This is a genomic window from Phytopseudomonas dryadis, assembly GCF_004327355.1.
Taxonomy (GTDB): domain Bacteria; phylum Pseudomonadota; class Gammaproteobacteria; order Pseudomonadales; family Pseudomonadaceae; genus Aquipseudomonas; species Aquipseudomonas dryadis.
Map to the genome: position 1 here is coordinate 60,613 of NZ_QJUM01000023.1, position 18,414 is coordinate 79,026.

16 protein-coding genes are annotated in these 18,414 nt (G+C 65.4%); 6 read left to right on the forward strand and 10 right to left on the reverse strand.

Translation table 11 applies throughout. The features are described 5' to 3' along the window. Positions 1 to 8: 8 nt before the first annotated feature. From DNK34_RS18565 to DNK34_RS18610, 10 genes are all read right to left on the reverse strand, one after another. Positions 9 to 1,064, reverse strand: a complete 1,056-nt coding sequence (locus tag DNK34_RS18565; protein WP_131176605.1) for a FecCD family ABC transporter permease — start codon at positions 1,062 to 1,064, stop codon at positions 9 to 11. After that, a complete protein-coding gene (locus DNK34_RS18570; protein ID WP_131176606.1) occupies positions 1,061 to 2,074 on the reverse strand; it encodes a FecCD family ABC transporter permease in 1,014 nt (337 codons plus the stop codon). Before DNK34_RS18570 ends, DNK34_RS18565 begins: the two co-directional genes overlap by 4 nt. Beyond that, positions 2,071 to 3,006 (reverse strand): ABC transporter substrate-binding protein, encoded by a 936-nt coding sequence (locus DNK34_RS18575; RefSeq protein ID WP_131176607.1) that lies wholly within the window; start codon positions 3,004 to 3,006, stop codon positions 2,071 to 2,073. The genes DNK34_RS18570 and DNK34_RS18575 overlap by 4 nt, the downstream gene beginning before the upstream one ends. 163 nt (positions 3,007 to 3,169) lie before the next feature. Next, positions 3,170 to 3,496 (reverse strand): DUF3325 domain-containing protein, encoded by a 327-nt coding sequence (locus DNK34_RS18580; RefSeq protein ID WP_242675354.1) that lies wholly within the window; start codon positions 3,494 to 3,496, stop codon positions 3,170 to 3,172. Beyond that, entirely contained in the window at positions 3,493 to 5,079 is a 1,587-nt protein-coding gene (locus DNK34_RS18585) for a PepSY-associated TM helix domain-containing protein (protein ID WP_131176608.1), read from the reverse strand. The genes DNK34_RS18580 and DNK34_RS18585 overlap by 4 nt, the downstream gene beginning before the upstream one ends. Positions 5,080 to 5,083: 4 nt before the next feature. Further along, the gene (locus DNK34_RS18590) at positions 5,084 to 5,380 is read right to left on the reverse strand and encodes a DUF3649 domain-containing protein (RefSeq protein ID WP_131176609.1); all 297 of its coding nucleotides are present in this window, start codon (positions 5,378 to 5,380) and stop codon (positions 5,084 to 5,086) included. Beyond that, entirely contained in the window at positions 5,370 to 6,323 is a 954-nt protein-coding gene (locus DNK34_RS18595) for an alpha/beta hydrolase (RefSeq protein WP_242675355.1), read from the reverse strand. The genes DNK34_RS18590 and DNK34_RS18595 overlap by 11 nt, the downstream gene beginning before the upstream one ends. 86 nt (positions 6,324 to 6,409) lie before the next feature. Beyond that, positions 6,410 to 8,506, reverse strand: coding sequence for a TonB-dependent receptor domain-containing protein (locus DNK34_RS18600; protein WP_131176610.1), 2,097 nt, complete (start codon positions 8,504 to 8,506; stop codon positions 6,410 to 6,412). A gap of 97 nt (positions 8,507 to 8,603) precedes the next feature. Then, positions 8,604 to 9,935, reverse strand: a complete 1,332-nt coding sequence (locus DNK34_RS18605) for a sensor histidine kinase (RefSeq protein WP_242675213.1) — start codon at positions 9,933 to 9,935, stop codon at positions 8,604 to 8,606. A 1-nt stretch (position 9,936) separates the two neighbouring features. Next, positions 9,937 to 10,644: a response regulator transcription factor gene (locus DNK34_RS18610; protein WP_131176611.1), complete on the reverse strand. Its 708-nt coding sequence runs from the start codon at positions 10,642 to 10,644 to the stop codon at positions 9,937 to 9,939. A 152-nt stretch (positions 10,645 to 10,796) separates the two neighbouring features. Between DNK34_RS18610 and DNK34_RS18615 the strand changes: the two genes are divergently transcribed. From DNK34_RS18615 to cpaB, 6 genes are all read left to right on the forward strand, one after another. After that, a complete protein-coding gene (locus tag DNK34_RS18615) occupies positions 10,797 to 13,550 on the forward strand; it encodes an ATP-binding protein (RefSeq protein WP_131176612.1) in 2,754 nt (917 codons plus the stop codon). A 918-nt stretch (positions 13,551 to 14,468) separates the two neighbouring features. After that, positions 14,469 to 15,134, forward strand: coding sequence for a response regulator transcription factor (locus DNK34_RS18620; RefSeq protein ID WP_131176613.1), 666 nt, complete (start codon positions 14,469 to 14,471; stop codon positions 15,132 to 15,134). After that, entirely contained in the window at positions 15,121 to 16,527 is a 1,407-nt protein-coding gene (locus DNK34_RS18625) for a sensor histidine kinase (RefSeq protein WP_131176614.1), read from the forward strand. The genes DNK34_RS18620 and DNK34_RS18625 overlap by 14 nt, the downstream gene beginning before the upstream one ends. A gap of 113 nt (positions 16,528 to 16,640) precedes the next feature. Next, the gene (locus tag DNK34_RS18630; RefSeq protein WP_131176615.1) at positions 16,641 to 16,841 is read left to right on the forward strand and encodes a Flp family type IVb pilin; all 201 of its coding nucleotides are present in this window, start codon (positions 16,641 to 16,643) and stop codon (positions 16,839 to 16,841) included. A 21-nt stretch (positions 16,842 to 16,862) separates the two neighbouring features. Further along, positions 16,863 to 17,426 carry a prepilin peptidase gene (locus DNK34_RS18635; protein WP_131176616.1) on the forward strand — a complete coding sequence of 188 codons (564 nt, stop codon included), beginning with the start codon at positions 16,863 to 16,865 and terminating at the stop codon, positions 17,424 to 17,426. A gap of 15 nt (positions 17,427 to 17,441) precedes the next feature. Then, positions 17,442 to 18,374 (forward strand): Flp pilus assembly protein CpaB, encoded by a 933-nt coding sequence (cpaB, locus tag DNK34_RS18640; RefSeq protein WP_131176617.1) that lies wholly within the window; start codon positions 17,442 to 17,444, stop codon positions 18,372 to 18,374. Positions 18,375 to 18,414 lie beyond the last annotated feature (40 nt).

Below are 18,414 nucleotides of genomic sequence, written 5' to 3' on the forward strand. Positions count from 1 at the left end.
GTCTCGTCTCATGTCAACCTGCGCGATGGCTGACGCAGCAGGATCCACAGCAGGTAAGGTCCGCCGACGACGGCGGTGATCACGCCGACGGGAATTTCGATCGGCGCCAGCCAGGTACGCCCGACCCAGTCCGCGCAGGTCATCAGCAACGCCCCGGCCAGGGCCGAACACAATACCGGCACGCCGCGATGACCGCTCAGGTAACGGGCCATTTCCGGCGCGGCCAGGGCGACCAGGCCGACCGGGCCGGCGACCGCCACGGCCAGCGCCGTGAGCAGCACGGTGGTCACCAGGGTCAGCATGCGCATGGCCTGCAGGCGCACGCCGAGGCCGATCGCCACGCTGTCGGAAAAGCGCATCAGGCTGAGCACCCGCCCCAGGTACTTGACCAGCGGCAGGCACACCAGCAGGCCGACGCCCAGCAGCCAGATCGCCAGCGCCGGACGGGCGTTGAGGCTGCCCACCGTCCACGGATAGGCCTGGTTGGCGGCGTCGATGTCGGCGCGCGCCAGCATCAGGTTGGTCAGCGCGCCGAACACCGCGCCCACGGCGATACCCACCACGATGAAACGATAACCGCGCGCACCGGCTCCGGCGCTGAGGCCGAAGGCCAGCACCGCCGCCGTGGTGGCCCCGGCCAAGGCCAGCATCGAAGGCGCCAGGCTGGTCGGCACGGCGACGATGGACGCCACCGCGAACGCCGTGGCGCCATCGTCGATACCGATCACCCCGGGGGTGGCCAGGCGGTTGCGCGCCAGGGTCTGCAGCAGGCAGCCGCCAATGCCGAACGCCGCGCCGGTGAGCAGTCCGGCGATCAGGCGCTGCAGACGCAACTCCTGTACCAGGAACACGTGCATCGGCTCGCCCTGGCCGAAGGCCGCCGCCAGGGCCGTCCAGGGTGCCAGCCCGGCGGCACCGGAGGCCAGGCTGATCGCGGCGATCACCAGCAGCGCAGCGGACAGGCCCAGCGCGGTGAACAGCCCACGACGATGCAGCAGCACGCGCCAGGGGCCGCAGGCCAGCAGCCAGTGGCCCGCCGGCGCCTTGAGAGATGCATGATTCATAGGGTCGGCATCCTGTGCCCGCGGACCACGGCGATCAATACCGGCGCACCGATCAAGGCGGTCACCACGCCGATCGGCAGTTCATAGGGGCTGACCAGCAAGCGCGAGAGGATATCGGCGAACAGGATGATGCTCGGCCCGAGCAGCAACGACAGGCCGATGGTGCGGCGAATGTCCGGCCCCACCAGGCGCCGGGCCACGAAAGGCACCACCAGGCCGACGAAGGCGATCGGCCCCGCCGCCGCCGTTGCCGTGCCCACCAGCACGGCGACCCCGAGCAGCGCACCGAGGCGCGTGAGCGCCGGGTGATGACCCAGCCCGGTGGCCATTTTCTCGCCCAGGGCCAGGGCCGACAGCGGCCGGATCAGCGGCAGCAGGATCGCCAGACCGAGCAGCAGCCCCGGCGTACTCCAGGTCAGCACGTCCTGTGGCCTGCCGGCCAGCGCGCCGATGATCCAGAAGCGGATTTCGTCGGCGCTGCGCTGATCGTGCAGCAGGATCAGCGTGCTGATGGCGGTGAGAATCCCGGAGAACGCCGCGCCGGCCAGCACCAGGCGCACCGGGTCGTCGCCGACGCCGCGGACCTGGGTCACCAGCAGCACCAGCAGGCAACCCACCAGGGCGCCAGCGATGGCCACGCCGAGATTGAGGGTCGCCGCGCTGGCGCCCAGGCTGATCGCCAGCACCACGGCAAAGGAAGCGCCGGCGCTGACGCCGAGCAGGCCCGGCTCGGCCAGCGGGTTGCGCGTGGCCGACTGCAGCACCACACCCGCCGCGCCCAGGGCCACGCCCGCCAGCACGCCCAGCAGGGTGCGTGGCAGGCGCAGTTCGAAGAGCACGAAACGGGCCTCGCCATCGGCCGTCGCAAACAGCGCCTGCGCACTGCGCAGGACACCGACCTCGCCCGCACCGATCAGCAGGCTGGCCAGGCACAGGGCCAGCAGCAGGCCGACACAGAGCGCCAATGCCCGCGACAGCGGCAGGCGCGCGCCCTTCCCCGCTGCAATCATTGACCGGACAAGGCCTTCTCCACGTCATCGAGGATGACCTGCGCGGCCAACGGGCCACTGCCGCTGCTCCAGATCTGCCCGTCGACGCTGACGGCATGGCCACTGCTGACCGCTTTCAGGCGCGCGAAGGCCGGTTGCTGACGGGCCTGCTCCAGCGCCTTGGCGCCATCGGGGTTGAGGGTGGCGAGGAACAGCCAGTCGCCATCGATGCGCGACAGGTTCTCCAGGCTCAGGGCATCGCTATGGGGTTTCGTGGTCAACGCCTCGGCCATCGCCGTGCTCTTGAAACCGAGCTGCGCCAGCAACTGGCCGACGAACAGGTGGCTGGACATCACGCCCGGGCCCTGGGGATTCCAGCGCACCACCGACGCCACCTGGCCCGGCTCGACCTTGCCCTTGAGGGCGTCGATGCGCTGGTCGATGGCGGCAATCGCGGCCTTGGCCTCGGCGCCCTTGCCCAGGGCCTGGCCATAGAGCTCGACGTTGACACGCCAGTCCTGGAACGAATTGCCCTTGGGCACGATGGTCGGCGCCATCAGGCTGAGTTTCTGGTACTGATCCTTGTCCAGCTCCGGCGACGCCAGGATCAGATCGGGTTGCAGGGCGAACACCGACTCCAGGTTGGTTTCACGGGCGGTACCGACCACTCGAATGGCCCCGGCCTTGTCCTTGAGATAGGCGGACACGTCATTGCCGCCCCGGGTGGCGACGCTGCCCAGAGGCTGCACGCCGAGGGACAGGGCGACGTCCAGCGGATTCTCGCCCAGGGTGATCACCCGCTGCGGCGTCCCCTGCAGCTCGACCTCGCCAAAGGCGGTATCGATCGTGCGCGACTCGGCGACGGCCAGCCCCAACGGCGCCAGGCTGATCAGACCGGCAACGGCCAGCGTGCGCGCCAGGCGGCGGGTGCAAGTGGAAATCGTGAAATTCATGAGCATATCCTTCTCTACCTATGAGCAAATGCCGGCCAACAAACCGGCGCAATCAGCTCCGCCCCATCGCCCACGGGCTGAGTGGCCCTGTCACGACAAAAGCGGATTTTCGCATGTTCCCCATCAGGGCTGCACGCTCGTCATTTGTTACCGGACACTGCGATCACAGCAGCAGCGCCAGGCCCAGCGGCATGGGCAACCCCGCCAGGTTCAGCGCCAGACGCGGTCGGTAGGGCAGCAGCAAGGCGACCAGCAGGCCGCCCAGCGAGGCCAGGCCGCACCAGGCCACCGATCCCATCGCCCAGCCCCAGGCCTGCGCGCTGGCGCAGAAACCGAGCGCCAGCGCCAGCCATCCGCCGATGCGCAAGGCGCGCAGCAAATGTGCCGGCGGCGCCTTGGCCCCGATCTGTTTGTAATGACGGGCCAGGCCCAGGCACAGCAGCGCCATGCCGCTATAGTTCAGGGTCAGCGCCAGGGCGAGCATGATCATCCGTTCACCTGCGCCACGCGCGGGGTCTCCCGCCCCCTCGGCCTGCTCTCGCCAGCCGAACGCGACATGCGCCAGGCGCAACCGGCCAGGGCCGCGCCCAGGCCGAGCACCGCGAGGTCGAGCCAGAAACGCATGCCATCGCCGGCCAGCAGATCCAGCCAGGGCGAAGCGCCGAACGCATCCAGCAGCGGCAGGGCGGCGCACAACAGCGCCGCCGCGATCAGTTGCTCACGCCAGGCCTGTAGCGGCGCTCGCCACAATGCATGGGGCAAGCTCAGCAGCCATACGGCGAAGAACACCCGCACCTCCCAATCGGCACGACCGATCAGCTCGGCCGGTACCAGGCGATTGGCCCACAGCAGGGCCACGCAAGCCAGGCCCAGACCCGCCACACAGGATACATTCAGCGCCTCGATCAACCGGTAGGTCGCCGGGCTCAGTTCCTGCTGCCGACGCCGGCGCTTGACGGTGAACAGCACCAGCCCGGTGGCGATCATCGCGCAACTGGCCAGCCCGCAGAGGAAATACAGCCAGCGCATCGGGTAGCCGCCGAACTGGGCGAAATGCAGGCCGGCCATGACCCGCTGGGTCAGCACGCTGGCACGCGAAGGGGGTGGCGCCTGTATCAACTCGCCGGTCACGCCATTGAACAGCATGCGTTCGCCCTTGGTCAGCTCGATACGATTGCCCAGCACCGGGCTGACCGCCACCTGGGCATCGGCTCGGCCAGGATTGCTGATACTCAGCGAACCCAGCGCGCCCTTGCCGTAATGAGCCTCGCCCGCGGCGATGAAGTGCCCGATGGGCAGCATCGGCACGGCAGTCGCCGGAGCACGCTCGGCGCCGCCCTCGCCCCGGCCACGCCCTTCGCCCCTGGCCTCGCCACGCTGCTGGAAGCCCATATCGGCGAACAGCGCCTGGCGGTCGTCCTGGTAGAGCGCCTGTACCCCGGCCGGCATATAGACGAGGTAGAAGATCGCCAGGCCGGTGTAGGTGATCATCAGGTGGAAGGGCAGCACCAGCACGGCACTGGCGTTGTGCGCATCGAGCCAGGAGCGGGCGCCCTTGGCCGGGCGGAAGGTGAAGAACTCCTTGAAGAACTTCTTGTGGATGACGATGCCGCTGACGAGGGTCGCCAACATCGCCATGGCCGCCAGCCCGACCAGCCAGATCCCCAGGTTGCGCGGCATGTTGAGGGTGAAGTGGAAGCGGAAGAAGAAGTTGCCCCCCGCCGTCTCGCGCGGCTGCAAGGTTTCGCCGGTAAGCGGGTCGAGCACCTGTCCGCCACCCCGTCGCCCCTCGCCACTGGATACCTGCAGGCCCGGCGAACGCTCACTGGGCAGGCCGATGTTCCAGGTTCGCGCCTGCGGCGCCGTCTCGCCCAGGTAGGCCAGCGCGACTTGCGCCGCCTGCGCCTGATCGACCCCGGCGGCACGCCGCTCGGGTTGCATCCAGTAGCCGATTTCCTTGTCGAACACCGCCAGGGTTCCGGTGAGGAAAATGGCGAACAGCAGCCAGCCGAAGATCAGCCCGGCCCAGGTGTGCAGCCAGGCCATCGATTGGGTAAGGGTCTGCGCTTTCATCCGTTCAGGCTCCAGCCCATGGCCAGAAGCCGATAGCCGCCAACGGCAACGCCACGCCCATGCCCGCCCAGGCGCGCCAGGCACTGGCCGCGCAGAAAGCCCAGAGGATGGCCAGGGTATAGATGGCGAACGACAGCAGGCTGGCGACGATCAGCGCATCGACCTTGGCCAGCGGCAACAGCCGGGCCAACGCAGCGGTGAAGGCGTAGGCCACGGCATAGCCGCCGAGAACCGCCGCGAGAATGCGCAGCACCACGGCTCGCCATGCCCCCGTGGGAGCGGAAGATTTTCTAGCGGCCATCGGCGGTATCCTTGTTATCGTTCGGTACGGCGCCCGCAGCGCTGCGCAGGGCCTCGAAGAGCGAGACCGGCAACATCGGGCCATGACTGAGATCGGCGAACTCGCGATAGCTCACCTGCATGCCGGGATAGGCCGCCAGCCGCTCGGCCATGCGCGCGGCCGCATCTTCCGGCACGGCGGCGACGGCCTTGCGCCTGGCGGCGGTCACTGCATCGTCCTTGGCGCGCGGACGTTCGCCCAGGCCTCTCAGCAGCACCAGCCGTACAGCCTCGGCCGGCGCGCTGAAGGCTTTCTCTTCGTCGAGGATGAAACCGTCCTGCCACCAGATCGACGGATCGGCGACGATATAGTTCTGAAACGCTTGTGGTCGGGTGAACAGGCAGTGCAGCGCCAGCAAGCCGCCATAGGAATGCCCCCACAGGCTCTGTCGCTGCGGGTCGATGGGAGCGCGCGCCTCGACCTGCGGCTTGATCTTCTGCTGCAACAGATCGAGGAACAGCTCCGCCCCGCCGCCCCGGCGTTCACGGGCGAGGTCATCGATCACCGGCTTTCCACCCGGTAGCGGCGGCGTGTAATCGTAGGCACGGGCGGTGACATCGAAACGCAGCTCGGTGGCATAGCCGACGAAGACCAGCAGCGGCGGCCCACGCTCATCCAGATCCGCCAGTCGCTGTTCCTCCAGGGCGCCCAGGGCGGCATTGCCGTCGAGCAGGTAAATCACCGGATATCCGCTAGCCGGCGCCGCGCGTTTCGGCGTGGCGATCCAGATACGGTACTGGCGCTGGCCGTCCAGGGAGGCCATCTCCAGGGTTTCGAAACGGTAGAAGGCCGAACCGCGGTCGGCCACGGTCGGCCCCAGCGGCTCGGAAAGGTCGGGCCGGGCAAACGCCGGGCCGGCGCACAGCAGCGCCATCAGACAGAGGCAACACAGGGAACGAAGCATGATGCCCACCCGGGACGATTGCGAAGGTATACGCAGAAACCGCAGGCCCTGCCCGCGGTTTCCTTGCAGCACAGTGCGTCCATCACTCAGAAGTCGATCGTCAGCCCCACATTCAGGCGGCGACCGTCCAGAACCACGTCGTAGTCGGAGTTGGTGACTTCCTTGTTGGTCACGTTGTACAGGCCGGCCTTGACATCCACGCTCTCGGTCAGCTTGTACACCGCCCCCACGTCGACGAAGCCATAACCCGGCGTACTATCGCTCATGCTGGTGCGGCTCAGGTAGTCGGAGGTACGACTGCGGTAGTTGTACTGGGTCCAGAGGTTGAGCCGGTTGCTCGCCGCCCAGTCCAGGTTGGCATTGAACATGTGCCGGGGCTGCTTGTTCAGTGGCTCGCCCTTGAACTCCCCGGTTTTCTGCTCGGATTCGGTGAAGGTGTAGCTGGTGCTCAGTTGCAGGTCCGATGTGAAATCGTAATCCAGCGTCAGCTCGACCCCCTGCATCACGGCCTCGTCGATGTTCTTGGTCGTGCTGAGGAAGTAGAAGGTGTTGCCGCCAAAGACACAGCTGTAATTGGCCACGTCGTTATTGTTCGCGGCACCAGTGCTGGTGCAGTAACGATCTTCCGCGAGCTTGTCCTTGAAGATGGTGTGGAAGACCATCAGGCTGGCTCCCAGGCCGACAGATGGATCGTTGTAGACGAAGCCCACCTCATAGTTGGTGCTGGTTTCCGGATCGAGATCGGCGTTGCCGATGCTCAAGGCGCGTGGCAGGGGTTGGCCGGTGGTGCTCACGTTCGGCGAGCCGCCGCCCCCTGTACGCCCACCGAAGCCCTCCGTGGATTGGCTCAGGGTCGGCTGCCGGTAACCGGTGGACACACCGCCCTTGAGGGTGAGGGTCGGCATCAACTGGTAAACGCCGTAAATCCGCGGCGACAGGTGCGCCCCGAAGAACTCGTCATCGTTGTAGCGCAGGCCGGTGGTCACCGACAGATCATCGGTAATCGCCCAATCCACCTCGGTGAATACCGCCGCGATCCAGCGATCCGCCTTCCTCACCCCGCCCGGGATGTTGTCGTTGAACAGGACGTTCTGTCCGTTCACGAACTCCTCCTCCTTGTACTGGGCACCGAAGGTAACGGTGTGCGAGCCCCAGAAGTAGGTGCCTTGCGTGTTGAACAGGTTGATCGTTTCTTCCATGGGAAGATCCTGCACCCGCTCGGAGTAATCGCGCTGCAGATAGCTGTTGATCAGCAGGTCGCCATAGTTGCCATCGTGCGACAGCGTCCATATTTCCTTGTCGAAGCGGCTGGTCGATGCCGTGCCCGCGGGAGCGGTCGCCGTCACTGGCGTGCTTTTGCCCGCGGTATGCGTGGTTTCCTGAGTCGTGTCGCGATAACCCAGCGAGATGCGATCGCTCTCGGTCGGGGTCAGGCTGAACTCCAGGCCGGCATTCTTGCGTTTGGTTTCGGGATTACTTTCCGAACTTTCGCTGCCACCAACGAAATCGCTTTCGTCGACGCCGGTGTAGGCGCCGTTGACCTGCAGGCTCAAAAGACCGGGGATCAGCGCACCGCCGGCATAGATCTCGGTATGCGCTTCGTCGTTGCTGATGTCGTTCAGAGAGGAGGTGTATTCGGTACGAACGGTGCCGTGCCATTCATCCGTGGCTCGGCGCGTGATGATATTGATCACACCGCCCATGGCCTCGGAACCATACAGGGATGACATGGGGCCGCGAATGACCTCGATCCGCTCGATCATGGCCAGGGGCGGCAGGGAAACCTGCTGCTTGCCGGCACTGGTACCATTGGTTTGAACCGCGCGACCGGCAGAAACCGGACGGCCGTCCACCAGCACCAGGGTGTAGTCGCTGGTCATGCCGCGGATGCTGATGTCCTGCGAGTTACCGCCACCGGTCACGTAGACGCCCGGAATGTTTTTGACCGCATCGATCACGCTGGTGTAGGACTGCTTCTCCAGCTCTTCGCGGGACACCACGGAAATACTGGCCGGCGCATCGGCAATGTTCTGTTCGAAGCCGGCAGCACTGACCACCCTGACGCTGTCCAGCTCGAGGGGATCGGTGTCAGTAGCGGCCTGTGCGACGGTGTGCAGGGAAGCACTACCCAGAACCAGCAGGGCAGCACTGATCGGGTTCATGGAAAACCTTTTCGAAGTCATGGCGCACTCTCATTATCGTGTCGTGTTGGCATGGCGGGGGCAGACTGCCGACGAAGATGATATGCAGACTCAAATGAGAGTAAATTTCATTTACAAACTATACACTTTGTAACCGCAGCTTCAGGCGCAATCCGGGCCCGGCGTTCTCCGCCCACAACTGGCCGCCCTGCAGCTGCACCCGGCTACGGGCGATGGCCAATCCCAGGCCGAAACCATCCCCACCGGGACGCGCGGCGCTGAGACGCGTGAACGGCTGGAAGATGCGCTCCAGTTCGTCCGCCTCGACGCCGGGCCCCTGATCCTCGACCCACAGCTGCCAGTACTCGCCGTCGCGGCAGCCGCACAGACGTACCACGCCATCCTCCGGGGAATGGCGGATAGCGTTGCGCAGGACGTTCTCCAGGGCCTGCGCCAAGCCGTTCAGGTTCCCCTTCACCCGGCAGTCGGCGGGCAGCTCGCAGGGCATGCGCTCGACCGGCCAGCCCGTTTCGAAGCAGGCATTCTCCCGCAGCACCTCCCACAGCCGTCCCACATCCACCGGCTCCAGCGGCAGGCTCGGGCGCTCGGTATCCAGCCAGACCAGTTCCAGGGTGTTGCCGATCAGTTGCTCCATGCCCTGCACTTCCCGCTCCAGGCGCTGGCGCAGGGCTTCGCCATCCTGCTCGCGCTCGCCGGCTATGCGCAGGCGGCTCAGGGGGGTACGCAATTCGTGGGACAGGTCGCGCAACAGGCGCCGCTGATAGGCCACCGTCCCCTGCAGCCGCTCGGCCATATGGTCGAAGGCACGCCCCAGTTCGCCCAACTCGTCCTTGCGCGCCACCACCGGCGGGCCGACGCGCGCCGCCAGGTCTCCAGAACTCAGGACATTCGCCTGGCGCCGCAGGATCACCAGCGGGGCGATGAACATGCGGTACAGCAGCAGCCCAAGCAGTATCGCCAGAGACGCGGGCAGCACCTTCTGCAGCAGGACGTCCCACAGCTCACGGTATTCACGGGGATTGAAGCGCTGGGGTAGGTCCATCACCAGGCGCGACGTGCCGTCACTGAACGGCATGGAGAAGGTCGGCAGGCCGCCGGGGCGCCCCACCGACCAGTCGAGCTGGCGGACGAAGTCCAGCCGCTGCCGCTCGGAGCTGCGCAGCGGCTGCGAAGACAGCGAACGCTGATGCTGGTCCACGACCACGGCCCACACCCCCTCACGTTCGCGCAGGGACTGGAGAAAGGCATCGACACCCGCCGCCCCGCTCTCGCGCCAGGCGGCCTCGGCTTCCCGCGCATAGTTGGCGAGGCTCCGCTTCGCCGGCTCGGACAGCCGCGAAGTCGCCTCGTTGACCCGCCTGCCGAGATCGACATGCAGGCTGACCACCAACAGGCAGAACAGGGCGAGCACGGTTGCCAGCTTCCAGAACAGCGAGTGTCGCCCCGGCACTTCAGCTCTCCTGCCCGGTCAGCACGTAGCCCTTGCCCCACACCGACTCCAGGCGCATGCCGGTGTAGCCGACGCGCTTGAGCTTGCGGCGCACGTTGCTGACGTGCATGTCCAGGCTGCGATCGTGCTGGGCATAGCCGCGGTGCAGCACGTGCTGATAAAGGAAGGCCTTGCTCAACACTTCCTCGGCGTGGCGGGAAAAGGTTTCCAGCACGCGGTATTCGGTGGGGGTCAACCAGGCCCATTTTCCTTCGTAGCACACATCCGAGCGCGCCTCGTCGAAGGTCAGCGTGCTCTCTCCGAGCGGCGGCTGCTCGCGGCGCTCGTAGGCCACCCGGCGCAGGATCGCCTCGATGCGCACGCTGAGTTCACCCAGGCTGAAAGGCTTGGGCAGGTAATCGTCGGCGCCCTTGCTGAAGCCGGCGATACGATCCTGCTCGGCGCCCAGGGCCGACATCAGGATCACCGGCACGCTGCGGTGCTTGCGCAACTGCTGCAGCACTTCCAGGCCATTGCTGCCGGGCAGCAGGATGTCCATCAGAATCAGGTCGAAATCCTGCTCCTGGGCAAGAAGCAGCCCCTGACGGCCATCCTGACTGAGGGTGACGTCATAGCCACTGTCCCGCAGGTGAGCCTGCAGGTGAGCCGCGAGCGAAGGATCGTCCTCGACCGCGAGGATACGGGTAGCAGCACTGGAAGCGGACGGCATGGTGATGTGCCTCTGAAAGCAAATGCGAACAATTCTAACCATTACCCAGCTTACAGGTAAGCGCTGATCGAATTATCCACACCGGCACAGGGGGCAAGATTCCGCGGCGCCGAGTCGCTACACTGCCTGCATCGCTGAGGGGGAGACACCGCGTGTTCAAGGATATTGGCATCAAAGGCCGGGTACTGATGCTCACCCTGCTGCCGACCAGCCTGCTGGCGCTGGTACTCGGCGGCTACTTCATCTGGATGCAGTTGTCCGGCCTGCAGGCCCAGTTGCTGCAACGCGGGCACATGATCGCCGAACAGTTGGCGCCCCTCGCCGCACCGGCTCTGCTGCACAGCGATGCGGCCTTGCTGCAGCGCATCGCCACCCAGGCCCTGGAACAACCCGATGTCCGCGCGGTGAGCTTTCTCGCCGTGGAAAGCAGCCGCCTGGCCCATGCCGGCCCGAGCATGCTCAACGACAAGCCCAGGATCGACGGTGATACCCTCGGCGTGGCCCTGCGCAGCAGCCAGGACGCCACGCGCTTCCTGCTGCCGGTCATGGAACAGCACCTGAGCCTCAGCGGCGAGGAGCTGGCCGCGCCGAGCGGTCGCCTGATCGGCTGGGTCGAACTGGAACTGTCGCATCACAACACCCTGCTCAGCGGTTACCGCAGCCTGCTGACCAGCCTGCTGCTGGTGATCACCGGGCTGATCATCACCGGCTTGCTGGCGCTGCGCATGAGCCGCAGCATCAATGGCCCGCTGCTGCGCATCAAGCATGGCGTCGCCCTGCTCAAGGACGGCCATCTGGAAACGCGCCTGCCACCCCTGGGCAGCCACGAGCTGGACGAACTGGCCTCGGGCATCAACCGCATGGCCGAGTCCCTGCAGAATGCCCAGGAGGAACTGCAGCACAGCATCGACCAGGTGACCGAGGATGTCCGACAGAACCTGGAAACCATCGAAATCCAGAACATCGAACTGGACTTCGCCCGCAAGGAGGCGCTGGAGGCCAGCCGCATCAAGTCGGAATTCCTGGCCAACATGAGCCATGAGATCCGCACCCCGCTCAATGGCATCCTGGGTTTCACCAACCTGCTGCAGAAAAGCGAGCTGAGCCCGCGCCAGCAGGACTACCTGAGCACCATCGAGAAATCCGCCGACAGCCTGCTGGGCATCATCAACGAGGTGCTCGACTTCTCCAAGATCGAGGCCGGCAAGCTGGTGCTGGAGAACATTCCCTTCAACCTGCGCGACCTGCTGCAGGACACCCTGACCATCCTCGCTCCCGCCGCCCACGAAAAGCAGCTGGAGCTGCTGTCGCTGGTGTACCGCGACACGCCGGTCGCCCTCTCCGGCGACCCTCTGCGCCTCAAGCAGGTGCTGACCAACCTGGTGAGCAACGCGATCAAGTTCACCCACGAAGGCAGCATCGTCATCCGCGCCATGCTCGAGGAAGAGAGCGCCGACCGCGCGCAACTGCGCATCAGCGTGCAGGACACCGGTATCGGCCTCGCCGAAGAGGACCTGCGCGCCCTGTTCCAGGCCTTCAGCCAGGCCGACAACTCCATGTCCCGCCAGGCCGGCGGCACCGGCCTGGGACTGGTGATCTCCAAACGCCTGATCGAACAGATGGGCGGCGAGATCGGCGTCGACAGCACCCCGGGCGAAGGTTCCGAGTTCTGGGTCAGCCTGAGCCTGCCCAAGGCCCGCAGCGATGCCGAGGACCAACCACGGGCGCCACTGCTGGGGCGCGCGGCCGCGATCCTGGAAAACCATGAACTGGCGCGCCAGGCGCTGCAGCACCAACTGGAAGACTGCGGCCTGCAGGTCAGCACGTTCGGCGACCTGGACAGCCTGTGCGCAGCGGTCGCCGCCGCCAGCCGTAGCGGGCAACCCTTCAGTTGCGCCGTGCTCGGGGTCACCGCCGGGCAACTACCGCCGGAACGCCTTGGCCAGTGCATCTGGGATCTGGAACACCTCGGTTGCAAGACCCTGGTCCTGTGCCCCACCACCGAACAGGCGCTGTATCAGGACTGCGTGCCCGACTGGCACAGCCAGTTGCAGGCCAAGCCCGCCTGCACGCGCAAGCTGCAACGCTCACTGGCCGAACTGATAGCGCCGCGCCAGGCACGCCTGGAAACACCGCGCGCGGCGATACGCTCGCCAGCCATTCTGTGCGTCGACGACAACGCCGCCAACCTGTTGCTGGTACAGACCCTGCTCGATGACATGGGCGCCCAGGTCAGCGTCGCCAGCAGCGGCTTCGAGGCCCTGGCGATGGCCCAGCGGCAGGACTTCGACCTGGTCTTCATGGACGTGCAGATGCCCGGCATGGACGGCCGCCAGACCACCGAGGCGATCCGCCAGTGGGAAAGCGAAAACAGCCGCACGCCCGTCCCCATCGTCGCCCTCACCGCCCACGCCCTGGCCAACGAGAAACGCAACCTGCTGCAAAGCGGCCTGGACGATTACCTGACCAAGCCCATCAGCGAACGCCAACTGGCTCAGGTGGTGCTCAAGTGGACGGGGCTGGCATTGCGCGGTGCCGGCCAGGACAGCGCGGTCAATATCGCGGACGGCCCCGATTCCGCGGTACTGGATAACGAGGAAGGCCTGCGCCTGGCCGCCGGCAAGGCCGATCTCGCCGCGGACATGCTGAGCATGCTGCTGGCCGGCCTGCCGGGCGACTTGCAGGCCATCCGCCAGGCCCGTGCCGATGGTGATCGCAACAGCCTGATCGAACGCATCCACCGCCTGCATGGCGCCACCCGCTATTGCGGCGTTCCGCAATTGCGCGCCGCCTGCCAGCGTAGCGAAACCCTGCTCAAACAGGATCAATCCATCGTCACCAGCGGCCTGGACGAGCTCGAGCAAGCCATAGAACGCCTGCGCCAAGAGACGCAGCTCAATCTCTAATGTCGCGACAACGGTCATATGTCGACCTGGGTGTTCGCGGCGAACGGAACACGCGTAATGGGGATGGCAGCCGTAGATACCGTCTTGCCCCCTGGTCTGCAAGAGCCCATTCGGAATCAGGGTTCGCCTGTAGGAACGCCGACCCCGGCGCGATGCGATGGCGGCCATGCTGCAAAAAGCGGTATGGCCACGATTCGCCGCGAGGTCGCGGCTCCTACGCGAATGTGGCCATGCTGCGCGCAGATACCGCGCGACCAACATTTGATCTGTGTCGCGACACCAGTGCCGCAGCGCAGATCAAATACCGTACCCGGGCGAACCGGCTGAGGGGTTGCTCAAAGGCGCGGGCGGCCGGTAGATGATGCCTGGAAGTAGGGTGGATCGGGGCGCGTAGCCGACGCTCTTTTCATCCACCATCGCGGTTGCAGAGCGGTGCACGGGTCGGGCCGCGTAGGTGAAGCGTCGTCCACCCTACGCCCTGTGACTGCAGGAGGGCCCGGGCGGCGATCCGCTTTGGCCGCGGGCTCTGCACGCCCTTGACGGCCCAATCGCGGCTAAAGCCCCTCCCACGAAAGCCATCATGCCTACTGTCCGCTCTCGCCGGCGAAAGCGGCCGGCCGGTAGGAGCGCTGAGGCTGGAGGCTGAACGACAAGCAAACCCCATGGGCTCTTTCGTCCAGCTTTCCAGCCTCGAGCGTTTTTGCTCGAAGGCCGCTCTCGCCGGCGAGCACGGCATGATGCTGTCCCCAAGCCGCCCAACCGGCCTCGAGCAAACACGTCAAATACCTTACCTATTTCTCTCGGATCTCATATAATGAGAATCATTACCAATAGAGTTAAGAATTCTTAATCCCTACCAGCCCGGCACGCTTGCTAGAAAGGCGCCTGTCTGGAAAGGACTGGGGAGAGGATGTGTGCATGCGTGTGCTCGTAATAGAAGACGACGTTTCCGTTGGCCATTGGATCAGCAGCAAATTGCAGGCATCGGGCCACAACTGCAGGATGGTCGATAACGGCGAAGGCGCACTGCAAATGATCCAGAACGAGGCATTCGATGTGGTCGTGCTCGATCGCATTCTGCCGAAGATGGATGGCATCGAGGTGCTCACACGCCTGCATGGCCGCCCCCACCCGCCCATACTCATTCTCTCGGCCAACGACCAGACCGCGGATCGCATCGAAGGATTGCGGGCGGGTGCCGACGACTACCTGGGCAAGCCATTCGACTTCACCGAACTGCTGCTGCGCCTGGAGCTGCTCACCCGTCGCCGACCCCAGATGCAAGCGGGCGAAAGCCTGCATATAGAGGATCTGTGCATCGACCTGAGCCGGCGCGAAGTCTCGCGCTCGGGGCAACGCATCGACCTCACCGACAAGGAGTTCAAGCTGCTCCAGGTGCTGGCCGAACACCGTGGCCAGACGGTTACCCGCAGCATGCTGCTGGAGAAGGTGTGGGGCTATCACTTCGACCCACAGACCAACCTGATCGACGTGCACCTGTCGAAATTGCGCAACAAGATCGACAAGGATTTCAAGCCGGCCTTGCTCCGCACCATCAGGGCGATCGGCTATGTCCTTGGTTAAGCATCGCGCCCTGCATCAACTGCTCAATACCAGTAGTTTTCGCCAGGCCGCCACGGTGGCCTTCATTTCCCTGCTGATCGCCCTGGCCTCGATCATCCTGAGCAATCACCTGCTCGAAATCGTCATGCGCAGCCATGTGCGCGACATGATCCTCACCGACATACGCACCCAGCAACTGCACGGGCGTCTGGCGCAGGCGACACACGTGGCAATGGCGCTGCGCTACACACTGCCGTTCGAAATGCGCAAGGATCGCCACTCCCTGGTCATGGACGGGCACAGCAACATCCTCTATGGCGATGCGACACTGCTGCCCGGCATCGACTGCCCACAGCCCTGCAACACCAAATGGCGGCATGCCGAGTTGCTCAATGCCCAGGGTAAACCGACCGAGATACTGGGATTGGTGGTACCGCTATCCGACGGCGGTCAGTATTTCAGCGCCTACGACCTGCAGCCGATGCTGGAACGCACACGCATCATTCCGCTGATGGCTGGCGCCGGTCTGCTGATCATCCTGCTGTCGATCCTCATCATCAGCCTGCCCTTCAGTATCCGTAACCTGTATCGCATCAACCGTATCCGTGACGCACTGGCGCGCTACGCCAGCGGCGACCACAGCATCACGGCGCCCCATGAGCGGCTGGACGATGAGTTCGACCAACTCGGCAACGACATCAACCAGGCCCTGCAGCGCATCAACCGGCTGATGGGCGAGATACAGAACATCACCAGCCATATCGCCCACGAATTGCGCACCCCGCTGACCCGCCTGCAGAACAGGCTGCTCAATGCCGCCGAGATGCTCGAAGGCGAACCCAGGGAAGAACTGCTGCGCGCCGTCCAGGACGGCGAACGCATCCAGAACCTGTTTCGTGCGGTGATGCGCGTGGCCGAAGTGGAAACGGGCCGTTGCGCCCATCAGTTCGCCCCGGTTTCGGCGCGCCAGCTGCTCGAAGACATCTGCGACTACTACCTGCCGCTGGCCGAAGAACGGGCCTGCACGCTGCAGGTGAATGGCAGCGACCTGCAGCTCTACGGCGATCGGGCACTGCTGTTCCAGGCGCTGGCCAACCTGATCGACAACGCCCTGAAGTATGCGCCCGTTGGCCAGCCGGTTCTCCTCAGCGCCTACCAGCAACGCGACTGCAGCTGCCTGTGCGTGGCCGACCGCGGACCAGGTATCCCGCAGCAGCTCAACGACAAGGCCATCGAACGCTTTCAACGCCTGGACACCAGTGGCGACATCCCCGGCAACGGCCTGGGACTGACACTGACCAAGGCCATCGCCGAACTGCATGGCGGCGAGCTGCTGCTCGAAGACAACCAACCGGGGCTGCGCGCCGTGCTGCGTATCAGGACAGCCACGCTGCCCGAGCGGCATATTCCTTAAGCATTCTTAATGAAGCGTCGCTTGAACGGTAACTGATAATGAATCCTAATAACGGCCGATCCCAGGCTCTTCCAGGCCCTGTCCAAACCCACCTGAATTCAAGGAGTTGCCACATGGCTAAGCACTTCAAACAGTTCCTGGCCGACGAAAGCGGCGTCACCGCGATCGAGTACGGCATCCTCGCCGCCGCCATGGCTGCAGCCATCGGCGTGATCTTCGGCTCCGACGGCGTGTTCGTCACCGCCCTCAAGGAACGCTTCTCGTCGATCGCCGACCAGATCACCAACACCAACAACCCTGGCAGCAGCAAGTAGGCATCCGGTCTGGAGCGCGGCATGGACACGGATACCTTCAGCCTGATCGTACTGCTGCCGGCACTGGCTTTCGTCTGTGGCTCCGACCTGCTCTACCGGCGTATCCACAACCTGCTGATCCTGTTGTTGCTGGCACTGTGGCTGGTCTTGCCGGCATGCGCTCCATTCGGTCTCGGCCCCTGGGCCGAGCTGGGCAGCGCCGAGTTGTTCCAGCGTATGGCCCGCAGCCTGCTGGGCGCACTGCTGGTACTGCTGGTCGGCTACGGCCTGTTCCGCCTCGGCCGCGTCGGCGCCGGTGACGTCAAGCTGATGGCGGTCATCTGCCTGTGGATGGGCCAGGACAAGCAGATGACCTTCCTCATCGTCACCGCCCTGGCCGGTGGCCTGCTGGCACTGGCGCTGCCCTTGCTGATACCGCTGGAAACGGCGCTGGCCAGAATCTGGCAACGCGCCGCCCAGTCCTGCCCGAGGTTGTCGCTTGCCGTCCCGACGGTGCTGACGGATCAGCGCCCAGCCGGTATTCCCTACGGCCTCGCCATCGTCGCGGGTGCCCTCTACACCCTGTTCGGCCCCATTCACTCCTGAGTGCACGGTTCACCCATGAAAACCCCTTCCATCCTTCTCCTGGCCGGCACCCTGCTGGTTGCCGGTAGCGCCGCCCTGCTGGCGCGGGTCCTGCTGACCCCGCCGCCGCCGCCGACAGCGGTGGTCGAAACAGCGCCCCCCGTCGTCGAACCCAAGCCCGTTCATCCCGCGATTCTGGTAACCAGCCGCGACCTGCTGCCCGGCGACTTCATCGATGCCTCGGCGCTGCGCTGGCAAGCCAGCGAGACGGCGCACGATGAGCGCCTGTATTTCATCGAAGGCGGCGAGGAAGGCAAGCAACTGACCGGGGCCAGCGTGCGCCAGCCGATCAAGGCCGGTGCCGCGTTGACCAGCAACCTGGTGGTCAAGGCCAACGAACCGGGCTTCATCGCCACCGTGGTCAAGCCCGGCATGCGCGCCATCGCCGTGCCCACCAGCAACAGCGCCAGCCTGTACAGCATGCTCAGCCTGGGCGATCGGGTGGATGTGCTGGTCAACCTGCAGCGCACTCAGGAACAGGCCCTGGTGAACCCCGTGAACCAGGAACAGATCCCCCGTCTGGCCGCCCAGACCTTGCTGCAGGACGTGCGCGTGCTGTCGATCAACAACCGCATGCGCAGCCCGCTGCAACCGCTGCCCACGCCGGATCCCAAGGCCGCGAAGAAGAATCCGGACGCCTACCCGGAGTCGTACCCGGACATCGTGACGCTGGAAGTGCCGCCCGCTTATGCCGAGCGCCTGGCCCTGGCCAGCCAGATCGGCACCCTGCATCTGGTACTGCGCAGCCGCCTGGAAGAGAGCGACGGTCAGGTCAAGCCCGGCAGCGACCGGGTCACCACGCTGGCGCAGACCACCGGCGTCTACCAGGCCTCGGCCCCGGCCAGTGCGCCGAACGTCAATACCTTCCGTGGCGATGCGGCCACTGCCGTGCAATTTGGCTCCCGGTGAGCCGGCCAAGGCCGCTCACTCAGCCCAACCGAGATACCGA